16 protein-coding genes and 1 riboswitch are annotated in these 21,719 nt (G+C 42.0%); of the genes, 10 read left to right on the forward strand and 6 right to left on the reverse strand.

All coding sequences use genetic code 11. The features are described 5' to 3' along the window. The first annotated feature begins 216 nt into the window (after positions 1-216). From Xenpb_RS15385 to fbaB, 8 genes are all read left to right on the forward strand, one after another. Complete coding sequence (locus tag Xenpb_RS15385) at positions 217-1,455, forward strand: MdtA/MuxA family multidrug efflux RND transporter periplasmic adaptor subunit (protein ID WP_187655131.1); 1,239 nt, start codon at positions 217-219, stop codon at positions 1,453-1,455. Next, on the forward strand, positions 1,455-4,640 hold the full coding sequence (locus Xenpb_RS15390; RefSeq protein WP_187655132.1) for an MdtB/MuxB family multidrug efflux RND transporter permease subunit: 3,186 nt from the start codon (positions 1,455-1,457) through the stop codon (positions 4,638-4,640). The genes Xenpb_RS15385 and Xenpb_RS15390 overlap by 1 nt, the downstream gene beginning before the upstream one ends. Then, positions 4,637-7,741, forward strand: coding sequence for a multidrug efflux RND transporter permease subunit MdtC (mdtC, locus tag Xenpb_RS15395; RefSeq protein WP_187655133.1), 3,105 nt, complete (start codon positions 4,637-4,639; stop codon positions 7,739-7,741). Before Xenpb_RS15390 ends, mdtC begins: the two co-directional genes overlap by 4 nt. Further along, complete coding sequence (baeS, locus tag Xenpb_RS15400) at positions 7,741-9,129, forward strand: two-component system sensor histidine kinase BaeS (RefSeq protein WP_187655148.1); 1,389 nt, start codon at positions 7,741-7,743, stop codon at positions 9,127-9,129. The genes mdtC and baeS overlap by 1 nt, the downstream gene beginning before the upstream one ends. A 12-nt stretch (positions 9,130-9,141) precedes the next feature. Then, on the forward strand, positions 9,142-9,849 hold the full coding sequence (baeR, locus tag Xenpb_RS15405; protein ID WP_187655134.1) for a two-component system response regulator BaeR: 708 nt from the start codon (positions 9,142-9,144) through the stop codon (positions 9,847-9,849). Positions 9,850-10,108: 259 nt separating this feature from the next. Beyond that, complete coding sequence (locus Xenpb_RS15410) at positions 10,109-10,468, forward strand: YegP family protein (protein ID WP_187655135.1); 360 nt, start codon at positions 10,109-10,111, stop codon at positions 10,466-10,468. Positions 10,469-10,726: 258 nt separating this feature from the next. Then, positions 10,727-12,103: a tRNA 5-hydroxyuridine modification protein YegQ gene (gene yegQ / locus Xenpb_RS15415; RefSeq protein WP_187655136.1), complete on the forward strand. Its 1,377-nt coding sequence runs from the start codon at positions 10,727-10,729 to the stop codon at positions 12,101-12,103. A 599-nt stretch (positions 12,104-12,702) separates the two neighbouring features. Next, complete coding sequence (gene fbaB, locus Xenpb_RS15420) at positions 12,703-13,752, forward strand: class I fructose-bisphosphate aldolase (protein WP_187655137.1); 1,050 nt, start codon at positions 12,703-12,705, stop codon at positions 13,750-13,752. Between the two features lie 99 nt (positions 13,753-13,851). Here fbaB and thiD read toward each other — a convergent pair whose 3' ends face one another. Both thiD and cspC read right to left on the reverse strand, forming a co-directional pair. Beyond that, entirely contained in the window at positions 13,852-14,652 is an 801-nt protein-coding gene (gene thiD / locus Xenpb_RS15425) for a bifunctional hydroxymethylpyrimidine kinase/phosphomethylpyrimidine kinase (protein ID WP_187655149.1), read from the reverse strand. Between the two features lie 41 nt (positions 14,653-14,693). Further along, positions 14,694-14,786: riboswitch (TPP riboswitch) on the reverse strand. Between the two features lie 123 nt (positions 14,787-14,909). Further along, positions 14,910-15,119 (reverse strand): cold shock-like protein CspC, encoded by a 210-nt coding sequence (cspC, locus tag Xenpb_RS15430; protein WP_047962061.1) that lies wholly within the window; start codon positions 15,117-15,119, stop codon positions 14,910-14,912. Positions 15,120-15,683: 564 nt separating this feature from the next. Here cspC and Xenpb_RS15435 point away from each other — a divergent pair. Further along, positions 15,684-15,788, forward strand: a complete 105-nt coding sequence (locus tag Xenpb_RS15435) for a hypothetical protein (RefSeq protein ID WP_368666832.1) — start codon at positions 15,684-15,686, stop codon at positions 15,786-15,788. A 178-nt stretch (positions 15,789-15,966) separates the two neighbouring features. Here the strand turns inward: Xenpb_RS15435 and Xenpb_RS15440 are convergent, their stop codons facing one another. After that, positions 15,967-17,334, reverse strand: coding sequence for an amino acid permease (locus tag Xenpb_RS15440; RefSeq protein WP_187655138.1), 1,368 nt, complete (start codon positions 17,332-17,334; stop codon positions 15,967-15,969). Between the two features lie 286 nt (positions 17,335-17,620). Then, positions 17,621-17,788, reverse strand: coding sequence for a PhoP/PhoQ regulator MgrB (locus tag Xenpb_RS15445; RefSeq protein WP_099113258.1), 168 nt, complete (start codon positions 17,786-17,788; stop codon positions 17,621-17,623). Between the two features lie 187 nt (positions 17,789-17,975). On the opposite strand from Xenpb_RS15445, the gene Xenpb_RS15450 reads away from it, so the two are divergent. After that, positions 17,976-18,362: a helix-turn-helix domain-containing protein gene (locus Xenpb_RS15450; protein WP_047962082.1), complete on the forward strand. Its 387-nt coding sequence runs from the start codon at positions 17,976-17,978 to the stop codon at positions 18,360-18,362. A 121-nt stretch (positions 18,363-18,483) separates the two neighbouring features. On the opposite strand, the gene Xenpb_RS15455 is transcribed toward Xenpb_RS15450, so the two are convergent. Beyond that, complete coding sequence (locus Xenpb_RS15455) at positions 18,484-19,314, reverse strand: N-acetylmuramoyl-L-alanine amidase (RefSeq protein WP_187655150.1); 831 nt, start codon at positions 19,312-19,314, stop codon at positions 18,484-18,486. A 262-nt stretch (positions 19,315-19,576) separates the two neighbouring features. After that, positions 19,577-21,031 (reverse strand): sodium:alanine symporter family protein, encoded by a 1,455-nt coding sequence (locus Xenpb_RS15460; RefSeq protein WP_187655139.1) that lies wholly within the window; start codon positions 21,029-21,031, stop codon positions 19,577-19,579. Positions 21,032-21,719 lie beyond the last annotated feature (688 nt).

A 21,719-nucleotide genomic window follows, 5' to 3' on the forward strand; every position in this document is an offset into this window, starting at 1 on the left:
CGTTCATAACATAATTCTCTGCCCCTCTTTGGAGGTCCCATCACAAATTCCATGAAAAATCACTATCAAAAACATTATCTTTTTGACATAACCTCCATATTTTCTTCATTATTGACTAATTCTAGCTGGTTACACTAATAATATATTCTGCATCTATTTGGCATTAAGATGCGGCACGATTGATTATCGCCACAACATTGAGAGAATGTCGAGCAAATGAATAACAAAAGTCGTTCCTACTTTTTCCGACTCGCTGCGGCTATAGCCGTGATCGTCGCAGTGGTTTTCTTTGCGTGGAAATACTTTAACACGCCTTCAACACCAGATCAGACTCAGGATCCAGAATCAGAACAAAATGAAATCAAGCAAGTTCGATCGCCTGTGCAAGTAGCAACGGCTGAAATAAAATCTGTCCCCCATTATTTAAGAGGATTAGGGACGGTCCAGGCTGCAAATACCGTGACGGTCACCAGCCAAGTGGAAGGCCAGTTAATAAATCTGCATTTCAATGAAGGCCAATATGTCAAAAAAGGGGACTTGCTGGCTGAAATTGATCCGCGTCCTCTTCAGGTCAAATTAGCAAGAGCCCAAGGACAATATGCCAAAGACCAGGCAACATTAACGAATGCCAAACAAGATCTGATCCGCTTTCAACAATTAGTGAAGAATAAACTTATCCCCCAGCAAGATCTGGATAAGCAAATTTCTTTGGTGCGTCAGAGCGAAGCCAGTCTGAAAGCTGATCAATCAGATATTGACGAAGCTAAACTACAATTGAACTACAGCCGCATTACTGCGCCTATTTCCGGTCGTGTTGGTTTGAAACGTATTGATATCGGTAATTACATATCTGGTGCAGGTGGTACTCCGATTGTTGTCATTACACAAGTCGATCCCATTGATGTGCTGTTTTCTCTGCCTGAAAATGATATCAGCTTCGTATTAAACGCCCAGAAAAATCACGCAAATGTGCCTGTCACTGCATGGGATCGCAATAATCAGCAACAATTGGCACAAGGTAAACTACACAGTATTGATAACCAAATTGATGTCGCTACTGGAACGATTAAGATGAAGGCTCAATTTAATAATCAGGACAACGTGTTGTTTCCTAATCAGTTCGTCAATATTCAGATAAAAGTCGACACACTGAATAATGTCGTTGTGATCCCAACAGCCGGGTTACAAATGGGCAATTCAGGTAACTTCGTCTGGAAAGTGGATAAAGAAAATAAAGTCAGCAAGCATAAAGTCATTACGGGCTTGCAAAACAGCCAACTCGTGGTTATCAACAGCGGTTTGTCCGCAGGCGAACGGGTTGTCACCGATGGTATTGACCAACTGACCGACGGTGCCAAGGTTGAAATTGTCAAACCTTTGACAGTTGAGTCACCTGATACCGATAAAGTTCAAAAAAACTCAGAGCAATCAAACGGTAAAGTGGAGAATTCCTGATGCAACCTGATTCTCCAATTCCAGGTGGGGGACCATCCCGCCTGTTTATCTTGCGTCCTGTTGCCACGACACTGTTTATGATTGCGATATTGCTGGCCGGGTTTATCGGTTATCGGATGCTGCCTGTTTCTGCGTTGCCACAAGTGGATTATCCGACTATTCAAGTGGTAACGCTCTATCCCGGCGCCAATCCTGATGTTATGACATCTGCCGTTACAGCACCGCTGGAACGCCAGTTCGGGCAAATGTCCGGCTTAAAGCAGATGTCTTCCAGAAGTTCCGGGGGAGCCTCTGTTATCACGCTGGTATTCCAGCTTTCACTGCCATTGGATGTAGCAGAGCAAGATGTACAGGCCGCCATTAATTCAGCCAGCAATCTACTGCCGGAAGATTTGCCTTATCCCCCCATTTATAGCAAAGTCAACCCGGCTGATCCCCCTATTCTGACGCTGGCCGTAACGTCTGATGCCCTGCCTATGACACAAGTGCAGGATATGGTGGAAACCCGTGTAGCTCAGCGTATTTCTCAGGTCAGTGGCGTGGGTCTGGTCACCTTGGCTGGCGGGCAACGTCCTGCGGTACGGGTGAAATTGAATGCACAGGCCATCGCCGCACAAGGTTTAGACAGTGATACGATTCGTTCGGCTATCATGAAAGCCAATGTCAATTCTGCGAAAGGCAGTTTTGATGGGCCAACACGTTCGATCACGATTTCCTCCAACGATCAGATGAAATCTGTCGATGATTATCGCAAGCTAATCGTTGCCTATAAAAATGGCTCCCCTATTCGCCTGAGTGATGTTGCGAGCATTGAACAAGGGGCAGAAAATGACAAACTCGGCGCATGGGCTAATGAAAAACCCGCTATTGTCATTAATGTTCAACGCCAACCCGGCGCGAATGTTATCGAGACTACAGATAATATCCGTGTCATGCTGCCGGAGCTGATCAGCAGCCTGCCCAAATCAGTCAATGTGGAAGTCCTGACAGATCGTACTGTTACAATCCGCAATTCGGTCAAGGATGTTCAATTTGAACTGTTGCTGGCTATTGCGCTGGTCGTCATGGTGATTTATCTGTTCTTGCGCAATACCACGGCAACCTTGATTCCCAGTATTGCTGTACCGCTTTCATTGGTGGGAACGTTTGCCGTTATGTATTTCTGCGGCTTTTCCGTCAATAACCTCACCTTGATGGCATTAACCATCGCAACCGGCTTTGTGGTCGATGATGCGATTGTCGTTATAGAAAATATTTCCCGTTATATTGAACGGGGAGAAAAACCTCTGGCGGCAGCATTAAAAGGAGCGGGAGAAATTGGCTTTACTATTATTTCTCTGACCTTTTCGTTAATTGCTGTATTGATCCCATTGCTGTTTATGGGAGATATCGTCGGCCGCCTGTTCCGGGAATTCGCTATTACTCTTGCTGTCGCCATTTTAATTTCTGCGGTTGTGTCATTGACACTAACACCAATGATGTGCGCAAGAATGCTGAAATCCGAAGCAGACATTAAACACAATCGCTTTGAACAAGCTTGCGAACATTTCTTTGAACGCATGATTGCGATATATGCGGTCTTTTTGAAACGGGTGTTAAATCATCCTTGGATCACCCTTAGCGTTGCGTTTGGTACGTTAGCGCTGACTGCCCTGCTCTATATCATGATCCCCAAAGGTTTTTTCCCTTTGCAAGACAACGGGTTGATTCAGGGCACACTAGAAGCTCCACAATCCATTTCATTCAATGCGATGGCAGATAAACAACGGCAAGTGACTACGCTGTTACTGCAAGATCCTGCGGTGGATAATGTCACGACATTTATCGGCGTTGATGGTAATAATTCAACGTTGAATAATGCACGTCTCCAGATTACGTTGAAACCGCTCAGCCAACGTGACGACCGGGTTGACGAGGTAATCCCACGACTACAGAAACGTATTGCCGGAGTACCCGATGTCACGTTGTACCTGCAACCGACACAAGATTTGACAATTGACACCCAAGTATCCCGTACGCAATACCAATTCACATTGCAGGCAACTTCTCTTGATGAACTCGCTGTCTGGGTTCCAAAATTGCAAAGTGCTCTGAAGCAGCGACCAGAGTTGGTAGATATCGGTCACAACTGGCAAGATAAAGGGCTTGTCGCTTATCTCAATGTGAATCGTGATATGGCCAGCCGATTTGGGATCTCCATGGCTGCCGTGGATAATGCGCTGTATAACGCTTTCGGCCAACGCCTGATTTCGACCATTTACACACAGTCAAATCAGTATCGGATTATTCTTGAACAAGATACGAAAAATTCATCAGGTCTGGAAGCGTTCAACGATCTTTATCTGACCGGAAATGATGGAAAAATGGTGCCACTTAATGCCATTGCTACTGTTGAACAACGGCTTGGGAATTTATCTATCAATCACTTGCAACAATTCCCTTCTGTCACTTTTTCGTTCAACACAACGAAAAATGCTTCCCTTGAAGACGCAGTGAATGCCGTCAAGGAGACAGAACGGTCAATTCAAATGCCAAAAGATATTATCACGCAATTTCAAGGGGCAACGCTGGCATTCCAGGATGCCCTCAGCAATACCCTTTGGTTGATTCTAGCTGCTGTCGTCGCTATGTATATCGTGCTCGGTATACTGTATGAAAGTTTTATCCATCCAGTTACCATTTTGTCAACCTTGCCTACTGCGGGTGTTGGCGCATTGCTGGCTTTGATGGTGGGCGGATATGAATTAGATATTATCGCCATCATTGGGATCATTCTCTTAATCGGCATTGTGAAGAAGAATGCCATCATGATGATCGATTTTGCTCTGGCAGCGGAGCGTGAAAAAGGCATGTCCCCCTATGAGGCTATTTATCAAGCCTGTCTGTTACGTTTCAGGCCGATATTGATGACGACAATGGCGGCACTATTGGGCGCATTGCCTCTGATGCTCAGCACCGGTATCGGGGCGGAACTGCGTCGCCCATTGGGTGTCAGCATGGTGGGCGGTTTGATTATGAGCCAGATTCTGACCTTGTTTACAACTCCCGTCATTTATCTACTTTTTGATCAGTTAGCACATTCTTACCGGAAAAATAGTTACCGGAAAAATAAGAACCGGAAGGCTGAAAAAGATAATCAAACCAGGCTTGATAAACCCTCTGTTAATCATCAGGAGCCGCTGTGAAATTTTTCGCCCTATTTATCCAGCGGCCGGTTGCCACGACATTGCTGAGTTTAGCCATCACTCTGTGTGGTGCGCTCAGTTTTATCTTGTTGCCTGTATCGCCGCTGCCAAAAGTGGATTTTCCTGTGATAACAGTCCATGCCTCTATGCCCGGTGCGTCACCAGAAACGATGGCGTCCTCTGTGACGACACCTCTGGAACGCGCGTTAGGCAGGATTGCAGGGGTAAAAGAGATGGGGTCCACCAGCTCGTTGGGAACCTCCTTTATTTATTTGGAGTTCGACCTCAATCGGGATATCAATGGCGCAGCAAGGGACGTTCAATCCGCCATCAATGCTGCGCAAAGCTTATTGCCCTCCGGTATGCCAAACAAACCGGTATATTATAAAGCCAATCTATCAGACGCCCCGATCATGATATTAACCCTCACGTCAGACAGTTATAGTGAAGGGCAGCTCTATGATCTGGCTTCCACCAGATTGGCTCAAAAAATTTCTCAGGTAGAAGGCGTCAGTAAAGTCAGTGTCGGTGGTAGTTCATTACCTGCTATACGTGTTGAATTGAATCCTAACGCCCTTTTCAATCAAGGTGTTTCTCTCAATGATGTCAGCAATGCTATCAGTGATGCCAATGTCCGGCGCCCGACAGGCTATGTTGATTCAGATAAACAAAACTGGCAACTGCATACCAATGATGAATTGAAAACAGCAGACAGCTATCGCTCTATTATTGTGCATTATAATAATGGCGCTCCGGTTCGTTTGCAGGATGTCGCAAATGTTAAAAATTCGGTCGAGGATATCCGGGCAGCGGGGATGTCCGGCAATAAATCTGCAATTGTCATTATTATCCGCCGTGAAGCCGGTGCGAATATTATCGCAACTGTTCAACGCATTCGTGATCAACTTCCTATCCTGCAAGAATCTCTGCCTGCCAGTATTCAATTAAACATCGCACAGGATCGCTCACCCGCTATCCAAGCTTCCCTGCAAGAAGTAGAAAGAGCTCTTGCTATTGCGGTTGCCTTGGTCATTCTGGTGGTGTTCCTGTTTTTACGTTCAGGCCGGGCTACATTGATTCCGGCAATTGCCGTTCCGGTATCACTCATTGGCACTTTTACTGCTATATATTTATGTGGTTTCAGTTTAAACAACCTTTCGCTGATGGCACTAACCATTGCCACCGGATTTGTTGTTGATGATGCGATTGTTGTACTGGAAAATATTTCCCGGCATCTGGATGCCGGGTTGAAACCAATGGAAGCCGCCCTCAAAGGTGTCAGGGAAGTTGGATTCACAGTCCTTGCCATGAGTCTGTCACTCATTGCCGTATTCATTCCTCTCGTGTTGATCGATGAGCTACTCGGCAGGCTTTTCCGGGATTTTGCTGTCACACTGGCAACCGCCATTGGAATTTCGTTGTTAGTTTCACTGACATTGACTCCAATGATGTGCGCGTATTTACTCAAATCATCACCGCTAAAAACACAGAGACAAAAGCAAGGCTTCGGTAAGGTATTGCTGAAAATTCAGCAAAGTTATGGCCGTTCACTGAAATGGATACTCAATCATACTCGTTGGGTACTACTTACATTAGTCGGTATTATCGCTCTGAATATCTGGCTCTATATCAGTATCCCGAAAACATTTTTCCCTCAACAAGATACGGGAAAAATGTTGGGCTTTGTGGTTGCGGATCAAAGTATTTCATTTCAAGCTATGCGTGAAAAAATGAAACGCTTTATGCAGATCATTGATGAAGATCCAACAGTGGATAATGTTGTGGGATCTACCGGTGGTGATAGCATTAACACTGGCGTTATGTTTATTTCCCTGAAACCACTGGAAGAGCGTTCTGAAAGTATCCAACAAGTGATAACGCGTTTAAGAAGTAAGCTCACCAATGAGGCAGGAGCACGTCTTCATTTAGTTCCTGTTCAGGATCTCAGATCCGGGGGACGTGGTTCAAAATCCACTTATCAGTTTAATTTACTGTCCGATGATTTTGGCGAACTGCGCAAATGGAGTCCTATTGTCAAAAAAGCATTGGAAAAACAGCCGCAATTAGTGGATGTCAATTCAGATGAAGACGAAGAGGCTAAAGGGGCAGAAGTAGCGATTATCTATGATCGTGATGTAATGGCGCGTTTAGGCATCAATGTCGCTGATGCCAATAACTTACTCTACAATGCCTTTGGACAACGGCAGGTTTCTACCATTTACCAACCGTTAAATCAGTACAAGGTGGTGATGGAAGTTGCACCACAATACAATCAGGACCCAACGGCGTTGGAGAAAATGTTTGTCATTAATAACAAAGGGGAACGTATCCCGCTTTCCTATTTTGCTCACTGGCGTCCTGCTAACGCCCCGTTAGATGTTTATCACGAAGGGCTTTCTGCCTCTTCGACTATCGGTTTTGATGTTGCGCCGGGTTATACGTTGTCTGACGCAATCATTGTAATAGAAAGAACCATGACAGAACTCGGTGTTCCTTCGTCAGTTCGCAGTTCATTTGCAGGCACTGCACAAGATTTCCAACAGAGTGAACGCTCCCAATTGTTTGTGATCCTTGCCGCGATTGTGACAGTTTATCTGGTTCTGGGCGTCTTGTATGAAAGTTATCTTCATCCATTGACGATTCTGTCTACCCTGCCTTCTGCGGGAATAGGGGCATTATTAGCACTGGAGTTGTTCAATACGCCATTCAGCCTGATTGCGATGATTGGAATCATGCTGCTGGTGGGAATTGTTAAGAAAAACGCCATCATCATGGTGGATTTCGCCCTCGAAGCGCAACGAAACGGTAATGTCAGTCCTCAAGAGGCGATCTTTCAAGCCTGTTTATTGCGGTTCCGGCCGATTATGATGACGACACTTTCTGCTTTGTTCGGTGCTTTACCTTTGGTACTGAGCAACGGAGACGGCGCTGAACTGCGTTTCCCATTGGGTATCACCATTGTCGGTGGACTGGTGATGAGCCAGTTGCTTACGCTATATACCACCCCTGTTGTATATTTGTTCTTTGACCGACTGCGCGAAAAATGGCTGCGACGTCGTACCAAACAGCCCCACGCATCGGCATCCGCAGGAAATTCATGATAAAAACAGGTATCAGCAGTAAGTTATTTTTGGCGATTTTTGCCACTTGTATGTTGGTATTGGTCACTATGCACTGGGGCGTCCGCCTCAGTTTCCAGCACGGCTTTATTGGCTATATCAAACAAAATAGCCAAATGCGGGCAAAGATGCTGGCAGAAGCGTTGACAGAACAATACCAGCAATACGGTGATTGGCGTTTCCTAACCCAAAATGATCGGATGATTTTTCAAATCATCCGTACTATTGAACAAAATAGTGATATCTATAAAAAAACCACTTCCCATGGTTGGCGTCCCCAGTTCTGGGTTGTGGATACTCAAATGAATCGTTTGGTAGGTCATTCCAATGACATTCCGGCAGAAAGTTACCGTGAACCTGTCACTTATCAAAATGACGTTGTCGGTTGGGTCATTGTCAGCACTTCAGACAAAATTACGCGTCAGGCCGATATTAGCTTCGCCCACCAGCAACAATTCACCAGTTGGATTATTGCTGGTTTTTCCACCTTACTGGCACTGATTGCGACTTTTCTTCTCTCCCGTGGCTTTTTAAGGCCAGTCAAACGTTTGGTAGAAGGAACCCACAAACTTGCTGCTGGTGATTTTAGTGTCCGCGTTATTCCATCCAGTCAAGATGAAATCGGTAAGCTGGCGTCAGATTTTAATCAGCTCGCCAGTACACTGGAAAAAAATGAGCAGATGCGACGTGATTATATGGCGGATATTTCCCATGAATTGCGCACCCCACTTTCTGTGCTGCGTGGAGAACTGGAAGCCTTGCAGGATGGTGTGCGGCAACCGACACAAGAGACTATCCATTCTCTACTCACGGAAGTCACGACCTTAACAAAATTGGTCAACGACCTGCATTTATTATCACTTTCCGATCGCGGCTCTCTGACTTATAGAAAAGAAGCCGTTAAGGTCAGCGAATTACTGCAACTCTCTGTGGCAGGTTATCAAGGTCGTTTTGCTGATAAACAAATCACCTTGGCGTTGAGCCTGAAAGAAAATGTAACTTTGTTTGCTGATCCAGATCGACTGATACAGCTATTCCAAAACTTGCTAGAAAACAGCCTGCGCTATACCAATGAGCACGGAAAAACAATTATTCAAGCTTATTCAAATCAACACAGATGGGTATTGGATTTACAAGACAGTGCTCCCGGACTGACTGCCGGGCAATGCCAACATGTTTTTGAGCGTTTTTATCGTTGTGAATCTTCCCGCAATCGTGCAAGCGGTGGCTCAGGGTTAGGGCTGGCAATTTGTTATAATATCGTCGAAGCGCACGATGGAACGATTCATGCGGAAAGATCACCTTTAGGTGGTATAAAAATTCACGTAGAATTACCATTGATGACATTCCCTGAACATGAAACACTCTGAACCTAATACGCAATGAGTATATATTCTACACAATATACCGTTCTCATCGTTGAAGATGAACCGAAATTGGGACAGTTGCTGGTTGATTATTTGCAATCGGCAGATTATCAGACTGAATGGCTGAAACGCGGTGATGAAGTCATTGATCATGTTCAAAGATACCAGCCCCATATTATCTTACTTGATCTGATGCTACCCGGTCTTGATGGGTTATCGGTCTGTCGGGAAATTCGTAAGTTTTCTGATATCCCGATTGTAATAATGACAGCGAAAACGGAAGAAATTGATCGGCTTCTCGGATTGGAAATTGGGGCTGATGATTATATCTGCAAACCGTATAGCCCACGGGAAATGGTAGCCAGAGTAAAAACAATCCTCCGCCGTTGTTATCGCCCGCAAGATATCGTCAGCGAACAAGGTGCGCTGACCATAGATGAAAATCATTTTCAGGCACGTCATCTTGAACGGGCGCTTGAACTGACCCCCGTTGAATTTCGATTGCTTAAGATTATGTCCAGCCAACCGGGGCGGGTTTTTTCCCGTGATCAGCTATTGAATAATCTTTATGATGATCATCGCATCGTGAATGATCGTACCATTGATAGCCATATTAAGAACTTGCGTAGAAAGCTAGAACAATTGGATGAAGATAAATCTTTTATTCGTTCAATTTATGGCCTTGGCTATCGTTGGGAAGCTGAGATCTGTCGTTTGATGTGACAATATTCACAGCAATTCGGTTTTGTCTCAATCATTCACGCGATTTTTCTTAAATGTCGTTACGATTCAGGAAGTAAACCAGCGACAATAAACTCCGTTGTAGCGATCCCAAATCAACTCCAAAGCCGCTCTATGTGCGTTTTAATGAACTAACGTCAAGTTATTACTACACGACAAATAAATTTTTTGCCAAACCTCTTTACTGTACAAAATTCAAGCTAAACTTAAGCTAATAATTACCCAATCAGGAGAGTTTCTTATGGCTACTGGGCATTATGATCTTAAGAAAGCAAAGAACGGGCAATTTTACTTCAATCTGGTGGCAGCAAACGGTGATATTATTTTGAACAGTGAAATGTATACCACTAAGGCTGCTGCCAACAAAGGTATTAACTCTGTGCGGGTCAATTCTCCCAATAAAACCCGCCATGAAGTGAGAAAAAATAAGTCAGGTAAGTCTTATTTTGTCCTGAAAGCCCGCAATCATCAGATTATTGGTGTCAGTGAACCTTATGCTAATGAAGCCAGCATGAAGAAATGTATACAATCGGTCATGAAAGCCGGGCCGACAGAAAGTATTCGTGATTTGACCAAACCCGATTTGGTCAAACACAATTAATGGCTCGCGCCGTATCAGCGGCGCGTTTTTCTTTAACCATATCCGGCAATTCAATTTATAACCAATGCAGGCTAACTTGTTCTGGTGACTAAAGTAATCTCAGAAGAAATCATCTCTAGTCCCCTTCCGGGACGATAATATATTTGTGCTAATGACGGAATAAGCGCTAAAATCCCCCTCCCTTTAACCTTACCCTTAGTAATGATAAAGATGATAGGGTAAGGGCTGACTTGAACTCAGACTGAGAATGCTAAGAATATGTTTACTCCAGAATTACTTTCTCCTGCCGGCTCTTTGAAAAATATGCGTTATGCGTTTGCCTATGGTGCAGATGCTATCTATGCTGGTCAACCCCGCTATAGCCTGCGTGTCCGCAATAATGAATTTAACCATGAAACGTTGGCTCAAGGCATTAAAGAAGCCCACGAATTAGGTAAACGTTTTTATGTTGTCGTCAATATTGCACCACATAATGCAAAGCTGAAAACATTTATTCGTGATTTGAAACCTGTTGTGGAAATGGGGCCTGATGCGCTGATTATGTCCGATCCGGGTTTAATCATGATGGTGCGCGAAGCATTTCCTGAAATAGACATTCATCTTTCAGTTCAGGCAAACGCGGTTAACTGGGCTACCGTCAAATTCTGGAAACAAATGGGATTAACGCGTGTCATTCTTTCCCGTGAACTTTCACTGGAAGAAATTGCTGAAATCCGTCAGCAAGTACCAGAAATGGAACTTGAAGTTTTTGTCCATGGCGCACTCTGCATGGCTTATTCTGGTCGTTGTCTGTTATCGGGCTATATCAATAAACGCGATCCTAATCAGGGAACATGCACTAACGCCTGCCGCTGGGAATATAATGTTCAGGAAGGTAAAGAAGATATTGTCGGTAATATTGTTCATATGCACGAGCCTATTCCTGTCAAGAATGTTGAACCCACATTGGGCCAGGGTGCTCCAACAGACAAAGTATTCATGATCGAAGAAGCCAAACGCCCGGGCGAATACATGTCAGCATTTGAAGATGAACATGGCACTTATATCATGAACTCTAAAGACTTACGTGCGATTGAGCATGTGGAGAGATTAACCGACATGGGTGTTCACTCATTAAAAATCGAAGGACGTACAAAATCTTTCTATTATTGTGCCCGCACAGCTCAGGTATATCGCCGTGCCATTGATGATGCCGTTGCCGGAAAACCTTTCGACCCTACTCTCATGACGACTCTGGAAGGCCTGGCACACCGTGGTTATACAGAAGGTTTCCTGCGTCGTCATACCCATGATGCCTACCAGACTTATGAATGCGGCTATTCGATATCAGACACCCAACAATTTGTTGGTGAGCTTACTGGCAACCGAATCAACGGGTTGGCCGAAGTCGCCGTGAAGAATAAGTTTCTTGTTGGAGATCAACTGGAGCTCATGACACCATCAGGCAACATTAACTTTACGTTAGAATCCATGACAAATAAGAAAGGTCAGTCAGTAGAAGTCGCACCCGGTGATGGGCATATCGTTTATCTCCCAATTCCTGAAGAAATTAATCTGAATTATGCCTTACTTGTCCGACATTTAAAGAGCGGCAATACCAGAGCGCCTCATTCACAAGAATTTCCAGTGAAATAATTCGAAATGAAGTTTTAAAGAAATTGTTCTGTTTTTTTAGAAACAGATCACATCAATACCATTTTATTTCTCGTATTATCAGCTCTGAAAAACGAAGAACTAAAAAAGTTTTACTGTAAGACTAGGAACCACCTCCTTGGCTAGCTCAATCTCCCTTGGGCTGGCCTTTTCTTTTATACAAAAAATAAAAAATAGCAATAAATTCAATTGATTATAAAAAGCCCCTTCACTGCAAAAATATAAATTAGCTTAATGTTTTTCAATTTCCCATTGGTTACATATTAATCAGGGATTGGCAACATTATTTATTATGAGCAGTAAAACCATATAACAATAAATATCATCTGGTTTCCTTCAGTTTAATGAAGGAAACTTTAAGAAAACACCGCTCAATTTATTCAATTACAGAATAGACTAATGGTTATTTATCATCATGCAAAATAAGTATTATTTTACTTTACTGTCATGCAGAATGATTAAATTTTAACAACATTTGTATTAACTGAAGCGATCCACTACGGTTTCCCTCTCTGCTTACCTTGTGATCAATATAAATATCAACAACAATCAGCAGCGCCTTTTGCAAACTGGAGTTAATCATGACTGATATCGCTAAGTTGTTAGGAAAAGACGCTGAAAGTTTATTACAACATCAATGCAATACCATTCCACGTGAAAACCTCTATCTCCCCGGTACCGATTTTGTCGATAGAGTGATGATCGAAAATAATCGACCCAATACTGTTTTACGTTCCATGCAGACCTTAATGAATCACGGTCGTCTGGCAGGCACTGGTTATCTCTCAATTTTGCCGGTAGATCAGGGCGTTGAACATTCTGCGAGTGCTTCTTTTGCCACCAACCCGCTCTATTTTGACCCTAAAAATATCGTTGAATTGGCGATCGAAGCGGGTTGTAACTGTGTTGCTTCAACTTATGGTGTGCTGGCATCAGTTTCTCGCCGTTATGCCCATAAAATTCCGTTCTTGGTAAAACTAAATCATAATGAGACGTTAACCTATCCAGCCCAATATGACCAAACCTTGTATGCCAGTGTCGAACAGGCATTTAACATGGGTGCAGTTGCGGTCGGTGCAACAATCTATTACGGCTCTCCTGAATCACGTCGCCAAATCGAAGAAATCTCTGCCGCATTCGAACGCGCTCATGAACTAGGCATGGTTACTGTGTTATGGGCTTATCTGCGTAATTCGGCATTCAAAAAAGATGGAGTTGATTACCATACCAGCGCCGACTTAACGGGCCAGGCGAATCATCTGGCAGCAACAATCGGTGCTGATATCGTTAAGCAGAAAATGGCTGAAACTAATGGTGGCTATACGGCTATTGGGTTTGGGCATACTGATAAACGTGTTTATAACAATTTGACTACTGAACACCCGATTGATCTCGTTCGCTATCAGCTTGCTAACTGTTACATGGGGCGCGCTGGATTAATCAATTCGGGTGGGGCTTCCGGCGATAACGACTTGAGTGATTCAGTCCGTACCGCTGTCATCAACAAACGTGCCGGAGGCATGGGGTTGATCCTCGGTCGCAAAGCGTTCAAGAAATCAATGAAAGAAGGCGTTGAGCTAATTCACTCCGTTCAGGATGTTTATCTCGACAAAAAGATCACAATCGCGTAATCCAGCTTTTTTCACTTCCCATACTCAAGATGGGGATACAAATATCCCCATTATTTAATACAAGTACTTCATTTAATGACAAGCGGGCACCCACATTATTCACCACCACTGGTGAAAATGGTGGACTGGCCCTATTCCCTGACCAACTTCGAGGGTATCAGCCTGCGCAAGCGCATTCTGCAAATACATTTTTGCAACAGGCAACGTGCTTTGCCAATCAGGATAACGGGGACGTAATGCAGTAAGTGCGGCAGACAAAGTACAACCTGTACCATGAGTATTCCGTGTATTCACCCGGGTTGAAGTAAAACGCCATTCACCTTCAGGAGTAAACAGCCAATCGGGGCTTTCCTCATTGATCAAATGACCTCCTTTCAATAAAACTGCCTGACATCCTATTGAAAGCAATTCACGCCCCTGTTGCAACATATCAGCTTCTGTTTTGGCAAGAGCGCATTTCAGTATAGCAGCAGCTTCCGGTAAGTTTGGTGTGACCAAAGAAACAATTGGCAGTAACTGTTCTACCATTGCTGTAACGGCTTCTGGTAATAATAGTGGATCACCACTTTTTGCCAGCATAACAGTATCCAATACGATGTAAGGAATAGGATAACGGCGCAATGTTTCAGCCACTATAGCGACATTAGCAGCATTCGATAACATGCCAATTTTGGCGCTATCTATTCTGATATCTGAAAGTACAGATTCGAGTTGGGAAGCAACAAAGAGGGGATCGATATCATAAATTGATTGTACGCCCATTGTATTTTGGGCAACCAGTGCAGTTATCACAGCCGTGCCATAAGCACTAAGCGCGGAAAAAGTCTTTAAATCGGCCTGAATGCCGGCACCACCGCTAGGATCTGTCCCTGCGATAGTCAGTGAGTTAATTCTCATTATGGTGATTCCTATCACCAGCCAAAGAAAAGCAGATATCAAAATAGGAGATACCATGACTTCCCTACGCTGGCATTATCCAGATCAGGTAATACGGGTACTTCTCAGCTCAATAAAGAACGCCCCGAGTCAAAATAAAAATCACTCTATTAGTATCCCAATAGAGTGATATTTGCAATGGTTTATTATCAGACAATAAAACCAGACTGACAATAATACATTTAGCCAGTAATTAAATACTAACCAAAATAAATTTATTACTATAAAGCTGAGACGTTTGCAGCAGCAGGGCCTTTAGGACCATCCTGAATTTCAAACTCAACTTGTTGGCCTTCAGACAATGTTTTAAACCCATCTTTCATAATTGCAGAAAAATGTACAAATACATCTTTGCTACCATCAGCTGGAGTAATAAAACCAAAACCTTTAGACTCGTTGAACCACTTCACGGTACCAGTGATTTTTGCCATTTCAAAAATTTCCTTTGAATCACTTTATTAGCCGACAGGCATAAAAATAAACAAACCAGTATTGGTTGCTGTTATTTATTAACAAAACAGAACTTCGTTTACCCATGTGTTTTATCACATACTCTTTATATAATCGCAAGCCATTTTTTTCAGGTGCTGGAGCTAACGCACACATTTAAAATACTTAACATCCATACCGATTTGAAATTACACAATAATTTTTAAGTTATATAACTTCATGAATAAATACAAAAAGAAAATTTTAACCCAAGAAACAACTTTAATTAATCTAATATATAATGCTGTTTTTTACGCCTGTTATAGAGTAGATCAGAGAGTTATAGTTATCCCGAAGTTGCATTTCGGATAACTATAAAATAATGGTTAATTTCGCACCTATTCATTGAAGCATACAATATAGTTATTCTACATATAACCAGATTACTTTTTGTTTATCATTTATTAAATATTGTTCAATTATAATATTAATTGCTAAAAATCGACTATTAATGACATTTATTTACCCGTAATCACATAGCATAACCGTTTTACCTATGGACTCACATAATCGTCTTGAGACGATTTAGACTCTCTTTTCAATCAACCTATATTCCCGGTATATACAATAATGGTAATGTGCTGTTTAGCTGGTTACGTTGGCAATGGTAAATATCTAATATATCGAAATTCATTGGGTATATAACAAAAACTCTCTTAATCAATTGGTTTTCATATATCACTATGTTTGTCATATTGGTGTTTGTCATATTAGTACTGACAATAATAATCAGCCGGATATCGATATCATACCCGGCTGAAAAACATGCTGAATGGATTAATAGCTAGTTTACTCGTTTGTCTGCTTTTTTGATCTAGCCACCAAGTAACCCACCCACAATACACCAATCCAGAATGGCATCAGAATAACTGAAATACGAATTGCTGGCATCATCAGAATAATGACGAGAATGAACGCCAAGAATGCCAGACACAGGTAGTTCCCGAATGGATACCATAATGCCCGAAATTGTGTCTTAACACCTTCTTTGTTCTTAGCCGCGCGGAATTTCAGGTGAGCAAAACAAATCATAATCCAGTTAATGACCAACGTTGTCACCACTAAAGACATCAACAGTTCAAATGCCTTACCGGGCATAATATAGTTAATCAATACACCAATCGATGTTGCTAAGGCCGATAAACCAATGGACAAGACAGGTACACTACGTTTATTAACTTTTGTCAGGATGCGGGGGGCATTACCTTGTTTAGCCAAACCATATAACATTCGGCTATTACAATACACTCCACTGTTATAAACAGATAATGCAGCCGTAAGTACCACCACATTTAGGACGTTCGCTACCCAAAAGCTATCCAGATCATGGAAGATTAAAACGAATGGGCTACCACCTTCTACTACGTTCTGCCAAGGATAAAGTGCAAGCAAAATAGCCAGTGAACCGATATAAAACAGCAAAATTCGATAAACAACCTGATTGGTTGCTTTTGGTATATTTTTCTCAGGATGTTCCGCTTCCGCCGCAGTAATTCCCACTGTTTCCAGCCCACCAAATGAAAACATGATTACTGCCATCGCCATAATCAAGCCAGTCACCCCATTTGGCATAAAACCGCCCTGCTGCCATAAATTGGTTATGCTTGCCTGTGGGCCGCCATTACCACTAATCAGTAAGTAGCTTCCAAAGATAATCATGCCGATAATTGCAGTAACTTTGATGATAGAAAACCAAAATTCGGTTTCACCGTATAACCGAACATTAATCAGATTAACAAGATTAATCAGTACAAAGAATATTGCAGCAGAAACCCATGTCGGAACCTCTGGCCACCAATATTGGATATATATACCAACGGCGGTTAATTCTGCCATGCCGACCAGAATGAACATTGCCCAGTAATTCCAGCCCGATAAAAAACCAGCAAAGTTTCCCCAGTATTTATAAGCAAAATGGCTAAATGACCCCGCAACAGGCTCCTCAACGACCATTTCCCCTAGCTGGCGCATAATCAAAAATGCAATAAATCCAGCAATCGCATATCCGAGAAGTACCGAAGGGCCAGCCATTTTTATCGTTTGGGCAATGCCTAGAAATAATCCTGTTCCTACTGCACCACCGAGGGCAATAAGCTGAATATGCCTGTTTTTTAAACCACGCTTAAGCGTCGTTTGTTGTTCTTGTTGTCCTGCCATCTAGTCCTCTTTTTGCGATGCTTGGAACCTGTCTCATTAAAAGCCATTTTAATTGTTGCTCTTAGACCTGAGTAGCGTAAAAAAATCCACCAGCCTCCCAATTCTCACAAAATTTGTCGAATCTAAATTACTTCAATTATTGTAATAATTGGGCTATTCCCTGACTTAACGCGATATTTAGTCTGTTAATTAGAATCAGGTGGATATTAAAACATCATTTACAAAGAATGAATACCACGAATGTATGTTAACACACATGCAAGCAGGAAAATGATTAGGATGCTCATCAAAAAGGTAAATATCGAGTGATAGAACAAATACCTAATTCGAATTGTCCATGACCATGTCCTTGATCACCGTGTACGGTGCCTTGCTCACAATGTACGTCCAGTGCCAGTAAATACAAAAATAGACACACTAATATCAAGCACAAAATTAATACTATTACTTTCATATTCAATTAGGTCACCTTAGAATGATTTCATTGTAGTTAATGTTATAATCAAATATTATAGGGGGTTTTATATGATATAACATTCAAATTTTAGTTCAGTCATTACTGAGCCTCGCAATGATCGATTTTGTCATCTTGAAAAGAAGTTGTGTATACTTCCCCAACCTTTAACCAATTTAAAATTGTAATGCCACAAGATAACCACTTAGCACTTGTATGCGCACTGAGTAAATGGATAGAAAACCATCTTGGCCGTGTCATTCATCTTGAAGAGCTTGCTGCTTACTCTGGCTATTCACTTTGGCACATGCAGAAAATATTCAAAGAAGTCACAGGAATATCGCTTGGCAAATACATTCGTCAGAGACGATTGGCTGGCGCGGTTTCCCTACTGAGAAACAGTTCATTGCCAATTTTTGATATTGCCCTGGACTTCGGCTTCGGTTCTCAATCTCACTTCACATATATGTTCCGTAAAGAATATGGCATTACACCTTATGATTTTCGCCAAAGTATAGATATTGAACTTGAAGTTAAACTTCCATTGCATCTGACTTACAACTGCGAATCATAAAGCTTGATATCGTCAGCGGCCATTCAATGGCCGCTCCTGCATGATCCTTCACTATTCCTTTTGCTAAATAACACTATGTTATTTTGTTATTTTTCTTTTCCGATACATTAAGCATATACGATTATCGATATTTTTCGACCAGTGCCAAAGCAATGGCTTCTGTTTCTGCATCAGGATTGCCACTGATATCTGACGGGCGAAAATGCATCTGAAATGCTTGGATAGTTTTGTGGGTTACATCATCCAGTAAACCCGTTTGAGGGATGCTATAACCATAATAAGATAAGGCTTTCTGTATTGACAGAACGGATGCGGGCACATCAGGAGCCCTACCGGCCAAATGTTTATTGACCGTCACATAATCAGGCCAAGCACCGATTCCTTGTTCATAAAGTAATTGCCACGGGAAAGCAGGCCCAGGATCTTCTTTTCTAAGTGGTGCTATATCACTATGACCAACAACATTCACCGCCTTGATTTGATAACGCTGAATAATATCTTTTGCCAATCGAATCACTGCATCAATTTGTGATGGGTGATATAAGCACCACTCTTTTTTGATAAAGTGTTGCTTAAATCCACAATTAACAATTTCAATACCAATAGAATAGCGGTTTAGACTTTGGTATCCATCCCATTCACTTTTTCCCGCATGCCATGCCCTTTCCTTTTCTGAAACCAATTGAAAAATAATTGGTTCTTCCTTCTCATACTTTGGTTGAGAGGGAATAAGATAATGCGCGCTGACCTTTCCTCCCGTTAATACCTGTAGAGAGCGTCTGTCATCCAAAGCCGTATAATGTAAAACAAGGAAATCAACTGAATCAATATGTTGCTTAGTTGAATAAGGATAGGAATGTTCAACAATATAACTATTTCTGTCTTCACGCTCAGGAGAATAAGCGCAGCCAATCAACAGAGTGATAAGCACGCAATTTATTAATATTCTTATCATGATTGGTCAGCTATTTTAAAAAAGGTAACGCTATGATGACTATATAGTAGATGAAACTAAAATAGATGTGATGTTTTTTACTTGCAAGCATGATTTTCAGAACAAATAAAAACCGGGCATTTGTGAAATGGTCAAAATGCCCGGCTGATAACATTATTTTATATGAGTAATACCTTGTTACGGTTTTAGTCTATTACCCATCATCTTTCAAGTTACTGCTTTATTAGCGGCATCTGCAATCCATTGGGATATCCCCGTACTAACGAGTATCTTTCCCACTGTTATGCACAGCATCATTATCCCAGATACCTTTTTCAACTTGTTGCCGAATTTCTGGGTAAGAGTTGATATTGAATGTGGGTAACTGACCCAATTTTCTCTGCCGGTTATAGTCTTTGGCTAGTTTTATCGCAATACCTGACAATAGCAGTATGGCAATCAAGTTAACAATAGCCATACAAGCCATTGATAAATTTGCCATATTCCAAACCACAGGAACTTCTGCCAATGAACCAAACATCACCATTCCCAATGCAGCCAATCGCAGAATGAATAAACCGGCTGTGTGGTTACGTTCCAGGAATATCATGTTGCTTTCAGCATAAGCGTAATTAGCAATGATCGATGTAAAAGCAAAGAAGAAAATAGCAATAGCAATGAAGGTTGTTCCCCAATGCCCAACCGCTGATGACAATGCTCGCTGAGTCAATTCAATTCCGCTGATAGCGGTGACGTTTTCGTTGAGAATTCCAGAAGAGAGGATGATGACAGCCGTTGCACTACAGATAACGATGGTATCCATAAATACCCCCAACATCTGCACATAACCCTGAGAGGCAGGATGTGGTGGATATGGAGAAGCTGACGCTGCCGCATTTGGCGCAGAACCCATCCCTGCTTCATTCGAAAATAATCCGCGTTGAACACCCTGAATCATTGCCTGAGAGATACCGTAGCCTAATGTTCCGGCTATCGCTTCCTGAAGGCCAAAGGCACTCCTGAAAATTAATGCAAATACATCTGGAATGCGTTCAATATTGTGACCAACAACCCAAAATGCCAGTATTAAATAAGCCCCCGCCATAAATGGTACAACTAATTCCGCTACCCGGGCGATGGAACGCAACCCGCCGAAAATAATTACGCCACTGATGATGACTAATACAATACCGACATAAAGAGGTTTAACATTAAAGGCAAAGGCAGCCGCTTCCGCAATTGAGTTTGCCTGAACGGCATTAAATACAAGACCAAACGCGATAATAAGGAAAAATGAAAATAACACTCCCATCCATCGCTTCTTGAGCCCCTTCTCCATATAGTAGGCAGGGCCGCCTCGATAATTCCCTTGATCGTCTTTCGTCTTGTACAACTGGGCAAGCGTGCTTTCCACAAAGGAAGTTGCCATACCAATGAATGCCACTACCCACATCCAGAAAATAGCCCCTGGTCCACCGGCAGTAATTGCAATAGCAACCCCTGCTAAGTTACCGGTCCCTACACGGGCAGCAAGACTAGTACATAAAGCCTGAAAAGATGAAATGCCAGAATTATCTGATTTATTACTATTCTTAAGAACTGAAAACATGTGGCCAAAATGGCGAAGTTGTATAAAACCAGAACGCAGTGTGAAGTAAAGACCAACCCCAAGCAGCAGGTATATTAGTACATAGTCCCAAAGAATGTTGTTAATGAAGTTAATCGGATCCGTCAAGATATTTTCCCCTTACTAATTAAAACATTAGCTGACCATAATGCAGTATCCGGCGAAATTTTGTTGTGCTTAATTTCCTTTATTAATTAACAAGTAATACAATTCTGTATACAAAAAACACAGAGATACTAGCCAGTAAAACGAAAAGAATGTAACACAAGATCTATTTCAATGGGTAATTTTTAATGAATTTTTTACATTTACTTTAGTATTACTGAACATTTATTTTGGTATTCATAATGCCTCATTCCCCATTTCAAGCCTGTTTGATTCATTTTGCAAACAATAAATACGAAAATTTTCCTTTCCTATATATAAGCAAGGAGCATTAATTGATTAACAATTTAACCCAAAATAAGAAACTATTGAATAACCAAATGGCAATCATAATAAAACAACACCAACACAATAACCATATAAAAAGAAGGTGTTAACCAAAAGTTTTTGATGCCAAGTGACATAAAATGTACCGAACAAATTTAGATGGTCACTCTGGGTGATATCACTCACATAGCAATAATCCAATTCATTAAAAACCACAAAATAATTACAAAATTTAATATTGAAATTTCTAATATTTTCGAAAACATATAGCAATATTTTTCTTCAAATGAGATTATTAAATTTTAATACTGTGATAGTTGGAAAAAGCCACCATCCCATATTAAAATTTTCAATTGTTATTTTT

Origin of the sequence: Xenorhabdus sp. PB62.4 (assembly GCF_014467285.1) — a bacterium.
In the GTDB taxonomy this organism is placed as follows: domain Bacteria; phylum Pseudomonadota; class Gammaproteobacteria; order Enterobacterales; family Enterobacteriaceae; genus Xenorhabdus.